At 30.1% G+C, this 22,958-nt stretch carries 25 protein-coding genes, 1 tRNA gene and 1 pseudogene; 7 read left to right on the forward strand and 20 right to left on the reverse strand.

All coding sequences use genetic code 11. The features are described from left to right. Positions 1-204: 204 nt before the first annotated feature. The 5 genes from ACREV6_RS20890 to ACREV6_RS20910 all read right to left on the reverse strand — a co-directional run bounded on the left by ACREV6_RS20890 (position 205) and on the right by ACREV6_RS20910 (position 6,412). Positions 205-2,235: a methyl-accepting chemotaxis protein gene (locus ACREV6_RS20890; RefSeq protein ID WP_431579975.1), complete on the reverse strand. Its 2,031-nt coding sequence runs from the start codon at positions 2,233-2,235 to the stop codon at positions 205-207. Between the two features lie 264 nt (positions 2,236-2,499). Then, positions 2,500-3,423: a DUF4349 domain-containing protein gene (locus tag ACREV6_RS20895; protein ID WP_431579976.1), complete on the reverse strand. Its 924-nt coding sequence runs from the start codon at positions 3,421-3,423 to the stop codon at positions 2,500-2,502. Positions 3,424-3,560: 137 nt separating this feature from the next. Then, positions 3,561-3,689 (reverse strand): CPC_1213 family protein, encoded by a 129-nt coding sequence (locus tag ACREV6_RS20900; RefSeq protein ID WP_431579977.1) that lies wholly within the window; start codon positions 3,687-3,689, stop codon positions 3,561-3,563. A 400-nt stretch (positions 3,690-4,089) separates the two neighbouring features. After that, positions 4,090-5,568 carry a Na+/H+ antiporter NhaC family protein gene (locus tag ACREV6_RS20905; RefSeq protein WP_503417274.1) on the reverse strand — a complete coding sequence of 493 codons (1,479 nt, stop codon included), beginning with the start codon at positions 5,566-5,568 and terminating at the stop codon, positions 4,090-4,092. Positions 5,569-5,794: 226 nt separating this feature from the next. Then, positions 5,795-6,412, reverse strand: a complete 618-nt coding sequence (locus tag ACREV6_RS20910) for an acetate uptake transporter (RefSeq protein WP_431579979.1) — start codon at positions 6,410-6,412, stop codon at positions 5,795-5,797. A gap of 266 nt (positions 6,413-6,678) precedes the next feature. Between ACREV6_RS20910 and ACREV6_RS20915 the strand changes: the two genes are divergently transcribed. Further along, the gene (locus ACREV6_RS20915; protein WP_431579980.1) at positions 6,679-7,503 is read left to right on the forward strand and encodes an MBL fold metallo-hydrolase; all 825 of its coding nucleotides are present in this window, start codon (positions 6,679-6,681) and stop codon (positions 7,501-7,503) included. 150 nt (positions 7,504-7,653) lie between these two features. Here the strand turns inward: ACREV6_RS20915 and ACREV6_RS20920 are convergent, their stop codons facing one another. Further along, the gene (locus ACREV6_RS20920) at positions 7,654-7,857 is read right to left on the reverse strand and encodes a cold-shock protein (protein WP_164943561.1); all 204 of its coding nucleotides are present in this window, start codon (positions 7,855-7,857) and stop codon (positions 7,654-7,656) included. A 151-nt stretch (positions 7,858-8,008) separates the two neighbouring features. On the opposite strand from ACREV6_RS20920, the gene ACREV6_RS20925 reads away from it, so the two are divergent. Then, positions 8,009-8,503 carry a LiaF transmembrane domain-containing protein gene (locus ACREV6_RS20925; protein ID WP_431579981.1) on the forward strand — a complete coding sequence of 165 codons (495 nt, stop codon included), beginning with the start codon at positions 8,009-8,011 and terminating at the stop codon, positions 8,501-8,503. 101 nt (positions 8,504-8,604) lie between these two features. On the opposite strand, the gene ACREV6_RS20930 is transcribed toward ACREV6_RS20925, so the two are convergent. The 4 genes and pseudogenes from ACREV6_RS20930 to ACREV6_RS20945 all read right to left on the reverse strand — a co-directional run. After that, positions 8,605-8,679 (reverse strand) — tRNA-Gln (locus ACREV6_RS20930). A gap of 147 nt (positions 8,680-8,826) precedes the next feature. After that, positions 8,827-8,982, reverse strand: coding sequence for a hypothetical protein (locus ACREV6_RS20935; protein ID WP_431579982.1), 156 nt, complete (start codon positions 8,980-8,982; stop codon positions 8,827-8,829). Positions 8,983-9,258: 276 nt separating this feature from the next. Continuing rightward, a complete protein-coding gene (locus ACREV6_RS20940; protein ID WP_431579983.1) occupies positions 9,259-9,744 on the reverse strand; it encodes a GNAT family N-acetyltransferase in 486 nt (161 codons plus the stop codon). A gap of 271 nt (positions 9,745-10,015) precedes the next feature. After that, positions 10,016-10,177: pseudogene (locus ACREV6_RS20945) on the reverse strand (transposase); the annotation flags it as partial. Between the two features lie 78 nt (positions 10,178-10,255). On the opposite strand from ACREV6_RS20945, the gene ACREV6_RS20950 reads away from it, so the two are divergent. Beyond that, positions 10,256-10,534, forward strand: a complete 279-nt coding sequence (locus ACREV6_RS20950; RefSeq protein WP_431579984.1) for a hypothetical protein — start codon at positions 10,256-10,258, stop codon at positions 10,532-10,534. A gap of 106 nt (positions 10,535-10,640) precedes the next feature. On the opposite strand, the gene ACREV6_RS20955 is transcribed toward ACREV6_RS20950, so the two are convergent. Further along, the gene (locus ACREV6_RS20955) at positions 10,641-11,816 is read right to left on the reverse strand and encodes a stage II sporulation protein P (protein ID WP_431579985.1); all 1,176 of its coding nucleotides are present in this window, start codon (positions 11,814-11,816) and stop codon (positions 10,641-10,643) included. Between the two features lie 288 nt (positions 11,817-12,104). Between ACREV6_RS20955 and ACREV6_RS20960 the strand changes: the two genes are divergently transcribed. Beyond that, positions 12,105-12,926 (forward strand): EFR1 family ferrodoxin, encoded by an 822-nt coding sequence (locus ACREV6_RS20960; RefSeq protein WP_431580050.1) that lies wholly within the window; start codon positions 12,105-12,107, stop codon positions 12,924-12,926. A gap of 68 nt (positions 12,927-12,994) precedes the next feature. Here the strand turns inward: ACREV6_RS20960 and ACREV6_RS20965 are convergent, their stop codons facing one another. Next, entirely contained in the window at positions 12,995-14,155 is a 1,161-nt protein-coding gene (locus ACREV6_RS20965; protein ID WP_431579986.1) for an aminotransferase class V-fold PLP-dependent enzyme, read from the reverse strand. Between the two features lie 203 nt (positions 14,156-14,358). Between ACREV6_RS20965 and yedE the strand changes: the two genes are divergently transcribed. From yedE to ACREV6_RS20980, 3 genes are read left to right on the forward strand one after another with little or no spacing between them, the layout of a single operon-like run. After that, positions 14,359-15,447 carry a YedE family putative selenium transporter gene (gene yedE / locus ACREV6_RS20970; protein ID WP_431579987.1) on the forward strand — a complete coding sequence of 363 codons (1,089 nt, stop codon included), beginning with the start codon at positions 14,359-14,361 and terminating at the stop codon, positions 15,445-15,447. Further along, positions 15,434-15,640 (forward strand): sulfurtransferase TusA family protein, encoded by a 207-nt coding sequence (locus ACREV6_RS20975; protein ID WP_431579988.1) that lies wholly within the window; start codon positions 15,434-15,436, stop codon positions 15,638-15,640. Before yedE ends, ACREV6_RS20975 begins: the two co-directional genes overlap by 14 nt. Positions 15,641-15,653: 13 nt before the next feature. Then, a complete protein-coding gene (locus ACREV6_RS20980; RefSeq protein WP_431579989.1) occupies positions 15,654-15,890 on the forward strand; it encodes a putative Se/S carrier protein in 237 nt (78 codons plus the stop codon). A 106-nt stretch (positions 15,891-15,996) separates the two neighbouring features. On the opposite strand, the gene ACREV6_RS20985 is transcribed toward ACREV6_RS20980, so the two are convergent. From ACREV6_RS20985 to ACREV6_RS21020, 8 genes are all read right to left on the reverse strand, one after another. Next, positions 15,997-16,815 (reverse strand): metal ABC transporter permease, encoded by an 819-nt coding sequence (locus ACREV6_RS20985; protein ID WP_431579990.1) that lies wholly within the window; start codon positions 16,813-16,815, stop codon positions 15,997-15,999. Beyond that, positions 16,816-17,580: a metal ABC transporter ATP-binding protein gene (locus tag ACREV6_RS20990; RefSeq protein ID WP_431579991.1), complete on the reverse strand. Its 765-nt coding sequence runs from the start codon at positions 17,578-17,580 to the stop codon at positions 16,816-16,818. It lies immediately after the preceding gene. Position 17,581: 1 nt separating this feature from the next. Then, positions 17,582-18,475 (reverse strand): metal ABC transporter solute-binding protein, Zn/Mn family, encoded by an 894-nt coding sequence (locus ACREV6_RS20995; protein ID WP_431579992.1) that lies wholly within the window; start codon positions 18,473-18,475, stop codon positions 17,582-17,584. A gap of 124 nt (positions 18,476-18,599) precedes the next feature. Further along, a complete protein-coding gene (locus tag ACREV6_RS21000; protein ID WP_431579993.1) occupies positions 18,600-19,439 on the reverse strand; it encodes an MBL fold metallo-hydrolase in 840 nt (279 codons plus the stop codon). Positions 19,440-19,513: 74 nt separating this feature from the next. Then, on the reverse strand, positions 19,514-19,888 hold the full coding sequence (locus tag ACREV6_RS21005; RefSeq protein ID WP_431579994.1) for a DUF134 domain-containing protein: 375 nt from the start codon (positions 19,886-19,888) through the stop codon (positions 19,514-19,516). Between the two features lie 399 nt (positions 19,889-20,287). Then, positions 20,288-20,530, reverse strand: coding sequence for a DUF5320 domain-containing protein (locus ACREV6_RS21010; RefSeq protein WP_431579995.1), 243 nt, complete (start codon positions 20,528-20,530; stop codon positions 20,288-20,290). Positions 20,531-21,085: 555 nt separating this feature from the next. Then, a complete protein-coding gene (locus tag ACREV6_RS21015; RefSeq protein WP_431579996.1) occupies positions 21,086-21,280 on the reverse strand; it encodes a 4Fe-4S binding protein in 195 nt (64 codons plus the stop codon). Positions 21,281-21,668: 388 nt separating this feature from the next. Beyond that, positions 21,669-22,937 carry an RNA-guided endonuclease TnpB family protein gene (locus ACREV6_RS21020; RefSeq protein ID WP_431579997.1) on the reverse strand — a complete coding sequence of 423 codons (1,269 nt, stop codon included), beginning with the start codon at positions 22,935-22,937 and terminating at the stop codon, positions 21,669-21,671. Positions 22,938-22,958: the final 21 nt, after the last annotated feature.

Below are 22,958 nucleotides of genomic sequence, written 5' to 3' on the forward strand. Positions count from 1 at the left end.
CAAATATTTATAATAGTGCCTTACATATATATTTTTTAATCAATATTTAAAATCATATATATTAATCTGCTAATACTAATATATCATACTTTTGAGTATTATAAAATCGCCCACTATAATTATTTCTTAAGAATGAGTATTAGGCGTTTAAGTATAAAGGCACCTAGTTCATGATGAACTAGGTGCCTACTAAAATAAAAATTATTATATTTTAAATTTACTTATACTTTCTCTTAAATTTTCAGCAAGAAGGTTTAAGTTTTCTGCAGCACCTACTATTTCTTGTAGGCCTGCAGCTTGCTGCTGAGTAGATGCACTTACCTCTTGCGAAGTAGCTGCCGTCTCTTGTGATACAAATGCTGCATTTTCAATCTTTTCACTTACTTTATCTTTATAACTATTTATTTCTTTTAGTGAAATATCTACACCGCTTATATCCTTTTGAAGTAATTCCATTGCTCCTTCAATCTTTTTGAAGGTTTCATTAGTAGTTTGTACACTTTTATCAGTTTTATTATTTAACTCTTTGGAGTGCATTATTTGCTCTAATACTTCATCAACGCTGCTTCTTATTACGCTTATTACCTTATCAATTTCAGAAGCTGAACCCGAAGATTGCTCTGCAAGTTTTCTAACCTCATCTGCAACAACTGCAAAGCCTTTTCCTGCTTCGCCCGCCCTAGCTGCCTCTATACTAGCATTTAGAGCTAATAGATTTGTTTGCTCCGTTATTGCTTTTATAGTATCGGTTATAGCACTGATTTTAATAGAATTTTCAGCTAAAATTTCTACCTTTCTAGCTACTTCATCATTAGCTTTAGTGTTTTCCTCAAATACTTGTCTTAAATTATTAACTACTATAATGCCTTCCTCAGTTGATTGTTTAACCTCTAAGGATGCTTTAATCATATTTTTAGCATTAACAGTTGTTTTATTTACTTCTTCTCCTAAGGTGGTGGAATAATTAACACTTTCCTCCAGAACTTGAGACTGCTCATTTGCCCCTTGTGCAATTTGCTGCACTGCCCTTGCAACCTCATCCCCTACAGCATTTGATTCCTGTGTAGTAGCGGCTAGTGACTCTGCTGATTCCTTAACTTTATTTGAACCTTCCACTACATTTCCTAAAACTATAACCATATCCTCTATCATATTATTTACCGAATCAATAATTTGATTTATTTCTAAGCTCGCATTTTTATCTTGATTCACCCTTTGAGTGAAATCTCCCTCCTTAATTTTAGCTAATACACTAATTAATTTTTCCATGGGCTTTGTTATTTTACCAGAAAATATGGTGCCCACTAGAAGTACAAAAATAAGTGATAATACTAAAACAATAATGGGTATTGTTAATCCTTCTACTATTTTTGCTGTTAACTCCGATAAAGGAATAAATCCTACTGTAGTTAATTTAGTTTTTTCATCTACAGCCTTATAGACTAAATATTTTTCTCCATTTACATTTAATACAAGTTTATTTTCTTTAGAGTCCATAATGTTTTTTATCCAAGATTCTTGTGTTGAGTTTTTCCCTAATATATCCTTGTTTTTATGAGCTATAACTGTGCCCTTACTATCTAATACAGCTGAAAACCCACCACTACCTAATTTAATACCTGAAACCATATTAGATATTACTTCTAAATCTATATCTAGACCAATTACGCCTGCAAGGTTACTTTGGTTATCTTTAACTGTTTTTGCAAAAGTAATTACATATTTTTTAGTAGCAGTATCCACATATGGGTTAGTAGAAATTACTTTGCCTTCATTATTAATCGCGTCCTTATACCATTTTGTTGAAGTTGGATCAAAATCATTAGGTAATTCACTCTTAGGTGAAAGGTACATCTTCTTATCTACAGTCCCAAGATATATATGTAACATATCAGTATGAGTTTTTGCAAACCCATCAAAGCTTCTGGTTAACCACTGTGCGGAATCTGGATTTGTCTTAATCATTATAGCGTTTGGATCATTGGATAACATATCTGTAGATTCGTAGTTAGCTTTATATAATGAGCCTATAGCCTCATTTACTCTTGATATGCTTTGATTTGCTATATTATCAAATTCACCCTTTAAATTTTTTGATAAGCTATAATATGTTCCTAAAGAAATTGATAATATAGGTAAAAATGATGCCAAAATAAGCAATGCTATTAATTGAAACCTTAATTTTTTGGCTTTTGGTTTTTTTATATCACTTTTGTTAAATATATTTTTTTTCACAATTTAACCCCCCACTTCATTTTTTTATATTGTTATATATTTCGATATATTTTTCTTATTCTTTAGCGGTTATTTTTATGTTTTCATTATTTTTTTCACTTATATTCATATAAAACACAACATTCTACTTAATTAGCATCCTTCAAATGTTATCCACAGCTTATAAATTTCATTTTCTGTCAATAAAAAGGGGCTGTCTCTTCAAATGATTTTCAATCATTTTGAGACAGCCCCTTGTTATTGTTTTTTAACAAAACGTTTATATCAATTTCTTTTTATATGTTTATTTATATATTTATATATATATTTAATTATTAAAAGTATAATAGATAAACCAACTAAATAAGGTATAAATATGGAAATAATTACAACAAATCCTTTAGCAAAATCAATTAACGATTTCACCGAGGAAACAAACCCATTTACAATTTTATCTACAAAAGACACAGGATTTTCTTTGATTTTATGGACTTCTACTACCTCTATATTCAGTGTGCAAAAATCTATTAAATTATCCCATTTTTTAAGGTTTCCTGTTAAACTCTCAATTTCATATCTAACACTACTTAATTCCTTTTCTAACACTATTATATCTTTGAGCTCACCAGTTTTCTTTAAAAGTTCTAGTAATCTTTCCTCTTGAATAGTTAGTGATTTTAAATGTGCCTGTGTATCAAAATATGCAGTGGTAACATCCTCCGTTGAAATTTGTTTGTTTGTAATGCTTCCTAGGTTCCCAATGTCTAATATAAAACTATCAAATTTCATCTTAGGAATCCTTAATATAAATACACCTTTCCTACTTTGCTCCGACAACTTTGCTTCAATACTTGTACCTGATACATTAGAACTTTGCACATATGCTCCCATACTATTGGTTTTACTTAAAATCTGCTTTATTGCATCATCAAAGCTTAGTGTCTCCATCTGTATTATTCCATTCCTTATTATCTTACCCTGACCAACTAAAGAAGTGTTGAGATTATTCTTTGAATCAGTCTCAGGCTTAGCCGCTTGATTTGAAACAACAGTACCTCCATCACTTAATCCACTATTCCCCTTAGAAACATCCATACTAGGTTTGCTTTCAGTGCTTGTAGATGCTTTTTTAGACCCACATCCCACAGCTGCAAAGCTAATTATTATCATTAACATTATTACTGCTATACTTTTAAATTTTCTTTTCATAAAATACCCTCCTTTAAATTATGGTATATATGATGTATACGTATTTTTTTTATAAAAATCCGTATTGTTAGAAAATTTATATAATAAAAGAGAGTTCATAAAGCAGTAATACCGCTCTTAGAACTCCCTTATTTATTCTAGCCCTTTTTTTCCATGTGATCAAAAACTACTTTTGCACTTTCTTCATGGCCATGCTTAATATTTTTTTTCTTGAAATTATTATCTTCCTTTTTATTGTTCTTAGTTGCTTTCATTTTATTATCCATATACACCTCTCCTATCTTAGATATTCTGTTTAATAAACACTCACTTTTTATGTTCATTTTTTTAACAGCTATATATTATTTTCATCATTTTCTTTGAAAATATACATGATTTCTATCACCCTTATGATTAATTGAGAATATTATTATAGTGGAAGGGGGATTTATGCATAATTTCAAGAAAAAATATAATAGAAAACAAAGAAGATAAAATCATCTATTAATTAATATCATCACATAACAGCTTTCTTTTCCTTAGTTGCAATTTTCTTGAATAGATTCCCGACCTTTAAGTATTTACAAGGATACTATTTTTATAATTCCATAGTAAATAAAGAAAGCACTATACTGTATAATCACAATATAGTGCTTAATAGATTCTATATAATGTTTAATACTACATTTATACGGATAACTTCTCTTTACTATTCTCCACACTATTTTTCTTTAATTTAACATTAGGCTCAGTTGGTAATTTAAATAATGGTATAAATCTATCTAGGCCTGTTAAAGTAAGTAGTAATAATGAACTTACCGCTACCATAGCCATAAAGTTATATTTTATTATATCCATAGCTACAAACTTGTGAAGTGGATAAACTGCTGAAGCTATACCCACATAGAAAGCTATGTATACATGCCATGGAATAAGCTGTGATCCAAATACTCCAAGTGCATCTCCGAAAGTAGCATTTCTTAAACGCAATGTATACATATCCTCTTCGCTACCCTCTACATTATCTTCAAGTAAAGTTCTAATTATCGGCCCAACTGTCACTATTTGTGCCATTTCATCTGCTAATGCTGCATTCCCTAAAATTGACAGCATTCCATTCCAAAACATAAGTTGGCGTACATTTCTTGAAATATTAGAAACTAATCTTGATAATGGAGCAAATGCATCCATTTTACCCATGATACCTCCAAAGGCACCAACCCACATCATCATGACAATAACCCCCGAACCTGCATCTGAGAATCCTTTTTTCATCAATTCTAGAAATTTAGGTACAGATTCTACTGTTCCTGCTGCAAGTCCAAGGATTAGTGAAGCTACTATTCCAAGCCCTAAACATGCAAGCGTCGGAAATCCTTTAATTGCTACTGCAAGTACAATTAATAAAGGAATTATCATATACATAGGAACTCCAGTTTTAACTTGATTTAAAAGCTCCACTGCAGAAGGTTTAGCTTTTTCAAGTGATGCCCATACATCCTTTGGTATTTTATCTATTGCATCACCTGCATTACAAATTACTGTTGGAAGTCCCATTCCCACACTTACAGCGTAGAAAATAATTGCAGTTACTGTTAAACATATAAGAGACCATACTCCTTGATGCCTTATTCTATCAATAACTTCAACCTTTTGGATACCCGAACTTACTACAGTTGTGTCAGAAATAAGTCCTATATTATCCCCAAAGCAAGCTCCACCAGCAATTGCTGACGTAGTAAGTAATAAATTACCTCCTACTATATGATTTAACCATAAGAAAATTGGAGCACAGGCTGCAAAAGTTCCCCATGAAGTACCAGTGGCAACTGAAAGCACTGCTGTTACCAGAAAACCTGTTAAAGCTACAGTTCTAGCTGTTAATCCAAGAGTTAATGAAAAATTAATTATTGATGCGCCAACTCCTGTTGCCATGAAAGCCTCCGCCATTGCATAAGCCGCCATTAATATGAAGAAAACCAATTGCATTTCTTTTACATTTTCCACGGCACCATCAACGATATCGTTAAATTTAAATTTACACACTATTGATGCTATTATAGCTGCGTAAATAGTAGCAATTGGCGCTGCAAGTAATGCATTCATTCCAGACATCATGAGTCCCGCCATTACAAATACTGGTGATAATTTTAATAATGCAATCATGTGTATGTCCCCCATTCGGATTTTGATTCCGTTTACATGAAGTTACACTGTTTTAACCCCGCATAAACTTTCTTTAGTATAGCCAACATTATATGCTATATTTTTTCATAACTCAATTATTTTTATTATGATTCATTAAATAATAGCCATGTTTTTGTCATCTTTTGTATTTTTGCGTTGTATATATTGTAATAGCACCCATTTATTGCAATCGTTTTCTTGTAATCTATTTTGTAAATATACCAAAAGGTTTCCCAACTGGTAAAAATTGCTTTCCAAAATGAGCATTTAAAACTGCTGCTGCGGAACCATAAAAAGAAACTAATGCAATTAGTAATTCAGAATAAGCTGCGAGGCTATGTGAGAATTCATACATAATTCCAAAAGTACTAAGCGATAAACCTATAAATAGAAAATCAATTAAAACAAAAATTGTAAATAATACCTTGTGAGTTTCTGCAGCTCCTATAGTCATAAACAATGAGAATATCAGGTATCCTACAAAAGCAAAGCCCAATTGTTTTGGATCCACAGTCGATGCTAGTGCCTTACCAAATACACCTGCTTTAATTAACCAGCTCGCTCCAACACCCATCCAAAAGAATGCAAAAGCGCCAAAAGCTGTGGTTCCAAAAACATTGTTACGTTTTGAATCATTGATACATGCAAATAATTGAGCAAATCCGCCTAAGAATATTGCCCATGGAAGTATAAAAGATATACCCTCTGTTAGTCCAAGTTTCTGTGAAGATGCCACAAGTGTTACCATGGCAAGTCCGAATAGTCCTAATGCAGATGGATCCGCATTTGTTATTTTTACATTTTGTGTTTGGTTTGTAATCATAATATCCTCCTTTTATTTCCCTTAAAATAATAATTCCTATAAAAAAATAACAGAAAAAAATCAGATTGTCAATTGTATTGTATTCTTTTGTAGAGTTTTGTAGATTTGTTCTATTTTTTTATTAAATCCTAGAGTACAAATCAATTTTTAGTTCCTTATGGTATAATTAAATTATAAAAATTTTTTTATGTAATTTGTTTAAACTTTATATAAAAGAATATAATCATATAGTATAAACAAATATATTGAAAATTAAGAGGTATAAAATGAAATTTATTAAACTCCGTAGAATAGCTGGATATATGTATGAACTACACCGCAGAAACTTTAAGTCCTACTTTAAGCCTATGCTTATTCCATCCTTTGAACCTGTAGTAACAAATTCTGTCCACTGGGTAGGCCATGCTACTGTCGTTATTAATTTAAATGGAAAATTAATAGTAACAGACCCTGTAACCTCAATAAATCTTGGTCAAATAAGACGATTAATTAAACCTTCTTTAAACTTAGCTTCAATTAATATTGATTACATACTGCTATCCCATGGTCATATGGACCATATGAATTACACAACTCTAATGAAACTAAATAAAAACGCAATAGTTATTGCCCCTAAAAATTTAAATCTCCCACTAAAAATTTTAGGATTTAAAAATAGAATACTTCTAAACCCTGATGAAATCTATAGTGCAAGTGGCATAAAAATAAAAGCTTTAAAAGCAAATCATGATGGTAGAAGATATCCTTGGGGCACTGCAGCTGATAGCAATTCCTATATAATCGAAAATAGTACAAAAAAGATTTTTTTTGCTGGCGATACAGCTTATACTGATATTTATGAAAATTTAATGGCAGATGTTGCTATTATGCCTGTAGGCTGCTATAAACCTGACGAGTTTCAAGAAATGCATTGTTCCTCTGAACAAAGTTTCAAAATGTTTAAAATGACGAAATCCAAATTCATGATTCCAATTCATTATAAAACCTATATTTTGGCTCAAGATGATGATGAGGTTACCTGTGACACACTAGAAAGAATAAATGATGGAAGCATAAAAATTATTGACATCGGTCAAACTGTAAAATTATAAGACTTCATCATTTTTTCAACGTAGTAGTCTCAAAAAATACAACTAAAAAAGCACCCTCAAAAGATTAAATGAGGGTGCTTTAATATCATTATATAATGTCAGAAAATGAACTCATGTTATTAAATCATCATCTTCGATGCTGAAATGTCTCTAAAACTTTTGAACATTAATAGCTTGAGGCCCTTTAGGTGCATCTATTACATCAAATTGTACTTCTTCGCCCTCATGTAAATCCTTTCTTGGTCCTTGTTCCTTTATTGCTAAATGATGAACAAATACATCCTCGCCTTCTTGAGCGGATATAAATCCATATCCCCTTTCAGCATCATACCACTTTACTATACCTGTTTTCATATAATTTCCTCCTTGTCGTTCTCTGAAATATAAAGGATTCAAAGTTTAAATATAGTATTAGCTATAAATGTCTAACTAATACTTTTAAATATGCATAAAATCTATATAAAAACAATATAATTATGAATAGTAGTTTAAAGAAGGTAAATAAATGAAAAAACACAACGCATTGTTTGGTATTTTCTTAATTTTTCTAGGCTCCATGCTTCTGGCTGATCAAATATATGATATTAACTTTTTAAATTTTTCTAACTTTTGGCCGTTTTTTATTCTAATTCCAGGTATTTTGTTAGAAATAAGTTTTTTCTTTCTAAAAAAAGAACCAGCTATATTAGTTCTTGCTGGAATTTTAACCACTACAGGTTTACTATTTATTTTTGAAACTTCAACAAGTTGGAAATACTCAACTGAAACCTGGCCCATTTATACCCTAGGCCTTGCTATAGGATTATTTCAATATTATTTATTTTCAAAAAAAAATAACACCTTACTATTCTTTATATCTTTACTAGCTTTTATATCTATATTTTCTTTTGCAGTAAATTTTCTAGGAAACAAATATACTTGGTTTACTTACGGATTATTGGTTCCTTGTCTAATTATTGCGCTAGGCATATATGTGTTTTTAAAAAACATATTAAAATAAAAAAAATTAATATATATAAAAATAATCCCAGCAAAATTTTGCTGGGATTATTTTTATTCACATTGTGAAGTATTATTATTTAAAATTCAATTAAAAACATTTGGCTAGAGTGGCAGGATTCGAACCTGCGAATGCCAGAGTCAGAGTCTAGTGCCTTACCGCTTGGCTACACCCCAATAACAAAACAAATGGTGACTTTTAGGGAAATTGAACCCCTAATTCGATAGATTGTTTTTTACAACTTTCTGTAAACTATTATAACATAGTTGCACTCTTTTTTGCAAGTGTATATCATAATATTATCCCTTCATTAATATAGTCTATTATTTAATTCTTTTGAAAATCGGATGATCTTCTTTCAGCTGTAACAAATCCCATAAGTTCCCGTATAAATCCTTAAATACCGCAACCATTCCAAACTCTATAGCTGCATCATAATCTTTTACAACTAGAGCTATATGAATAATTGATTGAACCATTTTTTCAACTCCTCGTAGTTTTGGACATTATTATTTAATCAATATTTTCATGTATCATTCTTTAATTACAAAGGCAATTTGATTCACAAACCTCTTTTATGTCTTTATATTTTACGATTCCGAACCATTATATAACATAATAGTAAAGATTGGAATACTCCAAACTTTACTGTACCATAGTTTCCTAGTTGATTTTCAAGCCTCTACAAAGGTTGGCATTACTTAATTTACGCTAGTTGTGGCTATTGCAAACTAACTGCTTTTTTATCCAGAAGATTATATTTTTTTCAACATAGATATATTCTCAGCTTCTTCATCTCTTATTTCGTATTCTAAACTTTTATATAATGAAAAAGCAGGTTTATTATATTTAAAAACGTTAAGTAATATTTTATTAAGTCCCTTTTCTTTCGCTTCCTTTTCAATCAAAAGTAAGGTCTGTTTTCCATAGCCTTGGTTACGGAACTTCTCAAGTATTAAGAAATCACAAATAAATGCTATATCTTCCTTATACTTTTGATACCAGATAAAGCCTACATCTTCATTGTCGCTATTTACAACTACATAAATGAAATTATCCTTTGTGTACTTTCCTTGTGGAATCAATCCATTAAAACTTTTTTTGGCACTCTCAAACGCATTTTCTTCGCTGCATAGACCTGATTTTATTAAATCTTGTGAGTAATCTAGAATATTCCATTCAGTGAACTTATCAAATTCATCATCACTCATTTCTCTGAATCTTACATTGAAATCTTCCATTTTGTTCCTCCTTAATATTTACTCCTAAATTATAGTCTATTATAACACAATTTACATAATATCCAATAAAATATGCTTAAGTATAATAAGTTTAGTCTTAATTAATAAGAAATAATTAGCTATTGGAATCTATCCCATAGTAATTTTTACAGTTGTTTCTGACGAACTTAAATGGCATTCCTTGCTGAAATAAAAAAAAGGTGAGTTTCCTCACTTTATGAATTATCTAATTAATAGGCCCGTTACTTTACCTTCTTCTTTTTAGTATTGACTATGCTAATTTATGATTTTTTATCATACCTTTAATGTTTAAATCTTCAACTACTATAACTTGATTATCATTAACGAGTTTACGACTTAGTTTATGCATAAAATCATTTCTTTGATTAGCAACTTGTGAATGAATTGAATTTAATCTTTCTTTAGCTTTTAAATAGTTTTTTTGAACCTTCTATCTTTTTAGGTAGCTGCTTTTGTAGTTTAATTAGCTGGCGGTAACGTTGCTATTGAAGTGGCACGAACAGCCGTTCTTGCAGGCTTATCAGATGTTTCTATTTTCCGTCTTGAATCCCGTGATATCATGCCTGCAAGGCTGATTCATTTACGTATCAAACTGCACAACCTGACATCTTTGTGGGCGGTGATGTCTACACCGGTCCTAAATTTGCCATTGATGCTATCGCCACAGGTAAAGAAGGAAACTAAGCGCTGCCTCAGCTGTGGTGTTACCATTGTTGACAAAATTGCTTTTAAGAAAGTTACTAACCTTTTCTCCAAGGAAGACAAGTAAGGAGCGCTTATGCATAAACTATACCCGCAGTTAGATTTGTACCGTAGAATAACCCCATACAATGATAGTAAGAGGTTATTCTTATTTATATATTAAAATAAATCCTTCACCTTTTTCCATTTAATTGCTCTGCAATAATTCTTGATAAATACTTACCAGTATTTTTTACTTCCTCAATATTATTAGTATATGTGCCTACTTCAATTAGCACTGCATTATTACTTCTATCCTGGCCATAAAAATCTATCCCCCTATGATAAGCGCAAATTGGATGGTCTCTTATAAAATTTGGATATAATTTATTTGATATGCCAATCATAGAATCTATTAATTTCTTCTGCTTAGCGTATCTAGGGTTTGCATCTGTTACTACAAACTGAAATTGTGCAACATTTTCCCCATTTATTTTAGTTGTTACTAAATTCTTATTCTCTACACTATCTCTATGTATATCTATAATTAAATCAAAATCTTCATATTCCTTTAAATACTTATTTAAAGTAACTCTAGATTTTTTGTAGGCATTATTATAATCTCCTTTATCATGCACAGTCTTATCATGTATAATTGCAATCCCATATTTTTTTTCGAGTTCTTCAGATATTATATCTCCTACAGCACATACACTTCTTGTTGGATCCAAACTATTGGTAGTTTTAAATGTTTCCTTGTCTGAGGTGCGGTATGCTTCACAGGTATGAGTATGATATATAAGCACTCGTGGTTTGGCTTTATTTAGAGTTTGTTTCAACTTAGGATTATAGAGGTCTGCAATCACATTAGGCGCTTCAACTTTATCTTCAGATTTGCTTACCTGCTTATCATCTAAATTAAAGGGTTTAAGAATAAATGCTTTTATTTTGTCTACACCATTGCTCTCATCAGCTACACTTATATCAGTACTACCTTCATTGTTATCCAAATATGCAATTTCTTTTGTTATTATTGATATAGGATTCGAAATGTCTATTCCTAAAAATGATAAAACTGTTATTTTCATGATATTTTCATCCTTGGTTGATTGATTTTCTTTGTTTGAGCACCTAATTACGGATAATACATTCTTAATAACATTAACATAAAAATGATTTTTATATTTTCCTTCATTGTTTGCCTTAACACTTTTAGGTAAAATCATGCCTAATAAAAAAATAATGAGTAATGTGAAGATACTTAAACCCATTCTCGCTTTACTATCTTTTTTAACAGCGTGTTTTGAAAAAGTCATTTTTATATTTGGTATATTATCCTTATCTTTAAGCTTTATGCCTTTATAACTCATCTTTCTCCCCCCGTTTATAAAATATATATGAGGAAAGATACGAAGTTATTACTAGTAATAGATAACAATATTATTATTGAAATGATATGCACAAGTAAATAATAGATAGGACCAATTTTCAGGTAAATCAATTACTTATACTTGAAATTAATGTTATAATCAGTATATAAATATACTATAATATAGCTCTAAGTTGTAAAATATTTCAAAATTAAGAGTAAGAACATGAAGAAAAATAATAGTTTGAGCTAGCTTGTGATGGAATTGGCGTGTGATTAAGGGGGAGTTATTGTGATTAGAAAAATTAATACAATGTATTTTAGTGCTACAGATACAACTAAAAAAGTGGTATGTAGTATAGGAAAGAAGATTCTCCAAAATATTAATAAAGAAATATCTATAAATAATATTGATTTTACATTACCTGAAGCTCGAAAAAAAATAGTATCATTTACGAAGCAGGATGTCCTTATTATAGGAATCCCTGTCTATGCAGGAAGAGTTCCTAATATATTATTAAAATATTTAAACTCTATTACCGGTAATGGTGCATTAGCAATTCCCGTAGTTGTATATGGAAACAGAAATTATGATGATGCATTAATAGAACTGAAAGATATACTTGAACTAAATGGTTTTAAAGTTATTGGCGGGGGTGCATTTATAGGAGAACATGCATTTTCTAAAACTCTTGCTAAAAACAGACCTGATGAAGAAGATATGGATATTGCATGCGACTTTGCAAATCAATTATATACAAAAATAATAACTCAAGATAAATTTCAAACTGTAGGTATAAATGGAAACAAGCATTATAGAAAACACTATGTTCCTACAAACAAAGATGGTATTGCTGTTGATATTAGAAAGGTTACTCCAAAAACAAATAGCAATTGTAATGATTGTAAACTTTGTGTAACTATATGTCCTATGGGTTCCATTGATTTTCAAGATGTATCTAAATTAAATGGAATTTGTATTAAATGTGGAGCTTGTATTAAAAAATGCCCAATGAATGCAAAGTATTATGATGATGAAGATTATTTGAGACATAAGCATGAATTAGAAGTTAATTTTACTTATCGAAAAGAACCAGAATTATTTCTATAGAAAAGTATGCATGAACTACCACTACCCTAAATGGATAGTTGAGCTCATGTCCAAGTTTATAAATATCATTAAAAAATTTTCATACACTTATTGATTGAATTTATAGTATAAAGTACATCTTCCTTACTATTGCTGTGACTAAAACTAAATCTTACTGTTCCACTGGGGAATGTTCCCAAAGTCTTATGAGCAGAAGGTGCACAGTGAAGACCACATCTTGTCATAATACCGTAATCTTTACTTAAATGATGAGACATAATTCCATTATCTAAATCGCTGTGAGTTAAATCCAATGAAACTACAGCAGTCCTTTCTTTAATTGTAGGTATACCTATTAATTTAACTTTAGGTATGTTTTTTAATTCTTTTATAAATAACTCTGTAAGGTACAGTTCTTTTTCTCTTATAGTATCTATGCCTGTATCTAGTAAATATTTTAGTGAAGCATTTAATCCAAAAATTCCTGGTATATTAGGTGTGCCTGCTTCAAACTTATCAGGCATATATATAGGCTGAATTTCTTCTTCTGAAAGACTTCCTGTACCCCCTTCTATTAAAGGTTCAATTAAAGTTGCTAATTTATCAGTTGTTATAAATCCACCTACTCCTTGAGGTCCAAGTAATCCTTTATGACCAGTAAAAGCAATTATATCTGCACACAATAAATTAAAGTTAAGATCCATAAATCCAGCTCCTTGAGCACTGTCTATTATGAAATACAGATTATGTTTTTTACATATTTGTCCTACTTTATATAATGGAAGCACCGTACCACATACATTAGAAGCTGCAGTCATAATAATTGCTTTAGTGGTAGGTTTTATACTCTCAGCAATATCTAAAACATCAAGTTCTCCTAAATTATTGCATTGAACTCTTGAGAATTCTACACCATTTTTTAAAATAGAATTTAAAGGTCTCATAACTGCATTATGTTCCATGGAAGAAACAATAACATGATCCCCTGTTTTAAATAATCCTTTTATTATTGTATTAAGGCTCTCTGTAATATTTTTGTTAAAAATAACATTTTCTGGTTTATCAAAGCTAAATAACTTACAAATAAGCTCACGTGTTTCAAAAACGATTTTCTCTGCAGAATAAGAACTGCTATATGCCCCCCTATTTACATTGCATCCTATATTTGTTATGTAATCACATATGCTTTCAGCCACACCAGGTGCTTTCGGAAAAGCAGTGGCAGCATTATCCAGATAAATTTGTTTCATAAAGTATCCACCTTCCCAACTTTATATATTAAAATGTATTAGTTTTATATTGTTTCATTATATCAAATTTTATTGCAAACATATGCCTTATAGAAAAAATCTATAGATACTAAGATATATATAGCAAATGCCAATTTAACATTAGCAGTGTAATTTGCTATTATAATAGTTGATGTGAAAAATTTATCTAAGGGGGAAATTAAATGAAAGAAAAACGCGGTATTATTTTTACAGGAGCGATAGTGGGAATTTTGTCAGTATTGCTTGTTTATTTTGGAAATCCCATGAATATGGGATTATGTATTGCTTGTTTTATAAGAGACACAGCAGGTGGGCTGGGACTGCACAGAGCAGGAGTAGTTCAGTATATTAGACCTGAGATAATAGGAATAGTTTTTGGTGCTTTCATAATGGCATTAATTAGTAAAGAATTTAATACAAGGGGAGGTTCTTCACCTTTTATTAGATTCATACTTGGATTTATAGTTATGATAGGTGCGTTAATGTTCCTAGGCTGTCCTTTAAGAATGATTTTAAGATTAGGTGGCGGAGACTTAAATGCAGTAGTAGGACTAGCAGGCTTTGCTGCAGGAATTGGAGCTGGAATATTATTCTTAAATAAAGGCTTTAGTTTAAAAAGAAACTATAAATTGAATAAGGTTGAAGGTTATTTATTCCCAGCAATAAATGTGGCACTACTCGCTTTAGTGATTGCTGCACCCGCTTTTATATTTTTTAGTAAGCAAGGTCCAGGAAAAGCTCATGCTGCCATATGGATTTCTTTATTAGTAGGGCTTGTTGTTGGTATACTTTCACAAAAAACAAGACTTTGTATGGTAGGTGGAATAAGAGACTTAATATTATTCAAAGATAGCTATTTGATCTCAGGATTTATTGCAATTTTTGTATTTGCTACAATTGGTAATTTGATTTTTGGATTTTATAATTTTGGCTTTGCAAATCAGCCTGTGGCTTATGTAGATGGTTTGTGGAATTTCCTTGGAATGGCACTCGTTGGATGGGCTTCTATACTCTTGGGAGGATGTCCATTAAGACAATTAATATTATCATCAGAGGGAAATATAGATTCCGTTATGGCTGTAATAGGAATGCTTGTAGGCGCAGCTTTTGTGCACAATTTCGGATTAGCATCAAGTGCAAAAGGCCCTACTTACAATGGTAAAGTTGCAGTATTAATAGGATTTGCACTAGTTTTTCTAATATCTTATGTAAACATTGAAAAAAGTTTAAAAGTGAAAATGAAGGGAGATGTAAAGATTGGTACAAATTAATGCAATAGGAATGTCTTGTCCTCAACCAGTATTAATGGCTAAAAAAGCACTAGAACAAAATCCGCAAGGAATAGAAGTTTTAGTGGATAATAATACAGCTAAACAGAACGTATCAAGATTTGGAAAAAACAAGGGATATAAAATAGAAGTTAAAGAAAGTGGAGAGAATTTTCTAGTAACCATTAAAAAATAAGGATGTGTTTAATATGGAATATACAGCAGTATTTTTTACACATTCAGGTGCAATAAAATATGATAAATATTTAAAAAGCATAAGTGTGTGTTCAGAGCTTATGCCTATTCCAAGAAAATTATCTTCTAATTGTGGTGTAGGAATAAAATTTAATTATATCCGGAATATTAATGAAATTATATCTGAAGACATTGAAAAGCTTTTTTCTTTAGAAAATAAAGAATATAAGCTTATATACACTTGTGAATAAATAAGCACACTCGATTTTTCAGTTAACTTATAAAGAAGGAAACCTTATAATACTGGTTTCCTTCTTTATTTGTATATAACTCATACTCAGCAAATTAGTTATGAAACTAAATACTTTTCCTTCTAAATAACTTAGTACCCATAAAAAACATAATATAAGTACCCACCGCTACAATTATTATAGATGCTCCAGAGGCAATATGAATCTTATAGGATATAAAAAGTCCTAATAGTGAAAATGACACACCAAATAAAATAGAAAGTCCCATAATTTTCTTTAAGTTATATGTAAATATTTTAGAAATAGCAGGTGGAACTGTTAAAAGTGCAATTATAAGTATTATACCCACTACCCTTATAAGCACAACAACACTAAATGCTATAAGTAAGAATACTATATACTCCATTAATTTAACATTAATACCAACTACCTTAGAAAATTCTTCGTCAAACAGATAGGCTTTTATATTATTAAAAAATGCTATTACTATAAAAATAACAACAGAATCCAAACCAGCCATTATATAAAGATCTACTTTAGATACTGTAAGTATATCTCCAAATAAATATGATGAAATATCTGGAGGATATCCAGGAGTAAGAGAAATAAATATAATGCCAAGTGCCATGCCTAATGACCAAAACATGCCTATAATAGTATCCGTATTTACTTTTGATCTTCTCTTTATCTCAACTATTCCAAAAGAAGATACTACAGAAAATATTAGAGCACCTATTATAGGTTCTATCTTCAAAAAATACCCCATACCAACTCCACCAAATGCGGCATGTGCAATACCACCACTCATCATTACAAGCTTTTTTTCAACTATTATTGTTCCAATAATGCCACATATTATACTTGCAAGTACTGCTCCAATAATGGCATGTTGCAAAAATGTATACTTTAAAATAGCATCTATCATTTAATTTTCCTCCTGATGGTTTCTAAAGACTCTATGAGGTATATCACCATGGGATATAACATCTACCGGACATCCATAAACCCTATCCATTATATCTTTATTAAGCTCAGGTTCTCCATGATAAAATAGCTTTTGATTTAAACAAGCTATTTTATCTATATAGGAAAAAACAAAACCAGTATCATGAGTTACTACTAATATAGTCATATTTTTATTAAGATCCTTAAGCAATGAGTAAATACTAGTTTTTGATTGTACATCAAGACTTGCAGTTGGTTCATCTAAAAGTAAAAGTTTAGGTTCCGTACAAAGCGCCCTTGCAATTAATACCCTTTGCATCTGCCCACCAGAAAGCTGTCCTATCTGCCTATTCTTAAGTTCATATATTTCTAACATATTCATTATATTTTCAGCAAATTCCATATCTTCTTTAGAATACTTATGAAAAAAATTCATGCCATATTTTAACCTTCCCATAAGCACCACATCAATTACATCTATAGGAAAATTTTTTTCGAATTTTGTAAATTGAGGTACGTATCCTATGGAATTTTTTTTATTCTGTGGATCTCTACCATACACTTTTATCTCTCCTAAGGTTGGTTTAATTAACCCTAAAATTGCTTTTAATAGCGTTGATTTACCTCCTCCATTTGGACCTAAAATTGCAATAAATTCTTTATCTTTAATAGTAATATTTATATCTTTTAGTGCATTTAAATTTTCATAATCTATACTTAAATTCTTTATCTCAACTGCATTCATTCTAATCCCTCTCTATTGCTTCTTTAAAAGTTTTAGCCATTTTTTCTAGGTTGTTTATATAATCTGAAGATAGTGGTTCTACCATTTCAGCCTTTCCATCAATTTCTAAAGCAAAAGTTTTAGATTGTTTACTATCTATTTCTGCTTGATAAAATATAGCTTTTATCCCTTCTTTTTTTGCAAAATCTATAGTTTTTTGCAAGTCCTCTATAGTTGCTTCTTTTCCTTCCTGTTCAAGCGATACCATCTCAAGTCCATACTCATCTGCAAAATATCCAAAAGCTGGATGGTAGCATATAAATGCCTTTTTCTTAAGTGACAGCAACGAATCTTTTGTATCAATATCAAGTTTATCAAGTTTATTTATATAATCCTTGCCATTTGTTTCATAAAAATTTTTATTAGAAGAATCTTTTAATGAAAGCTCTTTTACTATTTCTTCCACCATAACTTTTGCTCTTTTAGGTGAAAGCCATATATGAGGGTCTCTCTCTCCAGACGCAAATTTTCTATCGGGATAAACTTTTGAAACTACATCTGCCATATTTACTATTTTTATATCTTTATTAAAATCTTTTATTTTAGGCAGTATACTTGCTTTTTCAGTAGGAACACCTATAGTAAAATATACAGAAGCACTACTAAGTTTTTCCATTATGTCTGGATTAGGCGCAAAATTTTCCGGACTTTTTCCTGGTGGTATCATTGTAACAATATCAACCTTATCCCCACCCACTGCTTTTACAAAAGTTTCCTGTGGTACTATAGATACAGCAACACTAATTTTCTGTTTTGTATTTGTATCACTGGTTTCTTTAGAAGCTCCACATGCAGAAAAAAATAAAGCAGAAAAAATAAAAGAAAATAATAACATTTTTTTACTTGTCTTCAACATTTAAATAACCTCCCACGTCTTGTAAATGCAAATTGTTTGCATTTACATTTACATTTACCTTAATTATACTCCTTCATTAAAATTAATCAATAGCCAAAGTATATTTTTCTATTTGCTATAACTCTTATATTATTTCAATAATATTTCCAGTATTGTTATATAGAAATTCATTCCGAAATTCATGTTTAATTTTTTCTATAGCATATTTCCCAGTACAATGAGACATTCCTAGAATATGAATATTTTTCTCTTTAAAATAATTCATTGTAGTCTTTAATCTTTGCTCATTTGCTTCAACTAAATGAGTTCCGCCAACGACACCATATATTTGTAGACCTGTCCGCTCTATAATAGTTTCTAAAATGTTAACTATCCCTACATGAGAACATCCCACCATAACCATCAGCCCTTTTTCATGCTTCACTACTAATGCTATTTCATCCGAAAAATTATCTACTGCATAGTCTTCATCTTGTTTTATTCTAAATATTTTATTTAGCTGTTCAAAATCATTATTTCTTTTAAAATCAGAAAACATCATTACATTTTCAGTAATATAAAATATATCTTCTTTAATATATTTTACAACCATATTATTTTGATGAATATATTCTTTATCAAAAGAATTACCAATATATTTATAATTATCTTTTTCCACAAATTTATATTTACTGTTAAAAAAACTTTTCCCTACTATTAACTTGTATGAGTTATAATTTTTATCAACAAATTTTCTAAATCCTCCAGTATGGTCATAATGTCCATGACTTAACACAACATAATCCAATTTACTTAAATCAATCTTTAATTTTTCAGCATTTTCAATAAAATTCCCACTTTGACCAGTATCAAACAATATTTTCATTCCATCAGTTTCAATATAAAGAGACAACCCATGTTCACTAAGCAAAATATTATTATCATCAGGATTATTTTCAATAAGAGTTGTTATTTTTAAATTCATCTTAATCACCAGCTATCCTTTCTATTTTTGTTGTCCCACCACATGTTCCATTATCTATAAAATGAAATCCATGTTTAACCTCCAAATTTCATATTTCTACCATGTCTATGTCTATGACAAACACAAACATCACATTTTTCTTCATCTCCAAAATCACTACAAAGCTTGTAGTCACCACCTTCTATTACCAATACCTTACCATTTACCAAACTATCTGCAAATTTTCTACGAGCATCATCATAAATTCTTTGCACCGTTGAACGTGCAACTCCCATGGCCTCTGCAGTTTCTGCTTGATTTAATCCACTCAAATCCATAAGTCTTATAGTTTCATATTCCTCTACTGTCATTATTATTTGTTCACATTCATTTTCCGATATACCTATGGGTCCAAATTTATTAACTCCTGGCAAATTACAAACTCTTCTCCATTTTCTTGGTCTTGCCATTACTTATCTCACCTTCCTCTCTTATAATTTATATGATTTATAATACTATCGCCATAATTCTCCTTTATATATATTTGAAAAATCAACAAGCCCATTATAACACTTCATAAAATTTAAGTTGATTAATAATATCAAAAACCTTAAAAAATTCTATACGCTTGTTTGATAATTTATTTATTCTTCCAAGTTGACAATATATACATAAATAATTACATGTTTTAAATTTAATTTTTTTTTTACATATTATCTATTAATTAAAGATTTTTTTAACATACTTATTAGCATACACTGTTTTTACTATATTTTACTCTTATATATAACAAATAAAGGGTAAACTACCACCCCTTATTTGAGTTGTAATATGCCCCTTTCTTATCATCCTGAGAAGTATTCAATTGATTATTTATTATTTATTAAATTGAGTCTATTTTCAAGATTAACTTTTTCTTGTGCAAGTAACTCTTTTGGATTCCTGGGATTAATTGAATTATTAAAACCATTCATTCCTAAACCCATTCCACAACCACCTTTACGACCTAATCCTCTAGTTGCACTTTTACTATTAGTTACATTACAAACTCCCATTCCTCTTCCTGTATTTGATCCCATTCCCATTGGACCCGTACCATCTCTTCTAGCCATGAAAACATCTCCTTTTTTTTGTTTTGGGCATTTGCCCCTTACAATTATTATTATACTCTATTTTGGGCATATGTCAATAACTAGTTTTCACTAAATTTATTTTCTGTTTTACATTCCACAACATCATATTCATGAAATGCAACCTCCATTTCAGGATATTCTTCAACTATATCTAATAATATGTTTTTTTGTGTAATCATTGGTTCACCTCCATTTACACTAAGTAAATAAGGAATAATAACTTCAGCACAATGTCATTCATATTCATTTTATGTTTACTATAACTCCTAATATAGATATAAAAGGGACACTCTGAAGGAGATAACAATTCTCAATTGTTATCTCCTCACTAAAGTTTTCTTTTTATTGTAGTATGTGACCCTCACTTATAAAAGTAGGGGACTCTCTTCTCAAATACCATTATTTACCATAATAACTGGTATACTTGATATACCAAATCGCTTTAAATCTATAGGATTTTTATCTACATTTACTTTAGCAAATTTTATTTTTCCAAAATACTACTTATCTAATTTATATTTTTTTGTTATAAAACTATCTTTGCTCTTCTACAAATTGTATTGCTCCCATAGGACAATAGCTTATACATTTACCACATTTAATACACTTATCTTCTATAATAGTCGGCGCACCAAATCCCACTTGCTTTATAGCCTCTACTGGACATACTCCTATTGATGGACATGGATGATTTTGTGGACATCTATTTTTAATTATTTTAATTTTCATAACCCTCACCTCTTTTTGTTATATACCCCCTTAGGGTATATAGCTTATGTTAACATATTAAAAACTTATCTGTCAATATTTTTTTATATTCATATATCAAAATAAAGGGTTTAAAAACAACAAACTAATATATGTTTCAATAAAAAAACACTTTTCTAAATAATAGTATTTTTAGCAGTCTTAGAAACAACCTTTTGAATTACACACATCTGTAGAAGCGCGATTCCATCCATTACAATAAACCACATGGACTAACTTCTTAGGCTTTTCCAGAGGGTTTCCCTCTTCATCGTAGAAAGTTACCTCTCTACTCTAAGAGCTTAAATTCCGCCAATTCCTGACGTACAGGTACATTAGTATTTATCTATATTTAAAGTAATGTTACTTATTATGCGCTAATTGTTTCCTTATATATTCTTAAGCCTTCGACTAATATGTTAACCGCAGCGTTTTTATCTCTATCATGAACTGTTTTGCATTTAGGACATATCCATTTGCGTATATTAACATCTTTTATACTTAGTTCTTGATGGTGGCACACATTACATAACTGACTACTTGGAAAGAATGTGTCAACCGCTATAACATTTTTATCATTAAATATACTTTTATAAGTAAGTATTGTTCTAAACTTCGACCAACACACATCTGCTATAGACTTTGAAAATTTATGATTTTTAATCATATCACTAACATTTAAGTTTTCTATACAAATGATGTCATATTTATTTACTAGCTTAGTAGTTAATTTGTGTATGAAATCTTCTCTACAATTAGCTATCTTTCTATGAATTTTAGCTACTTTAACTCTCTGTTTAAGAAATTTCTGACTTCGTGTTTTATTAGTATTTATATCTTGCATAAATTTTTTCTTACTTAACCTTCGTTGTTCTTTAAGAAGTTTTTTTTCATACTTGCTATAATATTTAGGATTATCTGTTTTATTACCATCAGATGTAGTCAGAAAATGTTTTATGCCTACATCTAGTCCTACAAATTCATTAGTCTTAATTGCCATTTCAATTTCAACCTCTGTGCAACATAAACTTAAGTAGTATTTATCATCTACATTATTACTTACCGTAGCACTCAATATTCTACCTTGAAATTGCCTACTGTAAGCTATTTTAACATTACTAAGTTTTGGTAGTTGTATTTTACAGTTCTGTTTTTTATACTTATTGCTAGATGTAAATTCAATTTCCTTTTCTTTTACACGAATATTGCCCCCCGCAGTAGTTATTGTAAAATTCATTTCACATGATTTATAATTATCTTTCCATGATTTAAATTTAGGATGTTTATCATGGTCATAAAATGTTAATATTTTACCTGTTCGAGCTGCATGTTCTATAGTTTTCTTAGACCACTTAAAATTAGATTCTAAGTACCTTAAGTAAGCCGTACTCAAATCTTTTAATGTATTTTGAAGAATTGACTTTTCAGCATCTTTAAGCCATATATTCTCATTTTTTAATTTAGTAAGAAGTGCTGACATTTTGTTATAGTTTAAAATACCTTCTTTAGCTTCAAGTCTATCCATATTAAGTTTCAAGAAATAATTCCAAACAAATCGTTTTGCAGTAAAATTAATTTGTAATTGTTCAATTTGAATTTTACTTGGATAAATTCTATACTTATAAGCTTTGATAATCATTGCAGCACCTCCTTTTATTAA

The sequence above is a fragment of the Clostridium sp. genome (genome assembly GCF_050717515.1).
GTDB lineage: Bacteria > Bacillota > Clostridia > Clostridiales > Clostridiaceae > Clostridium_AD.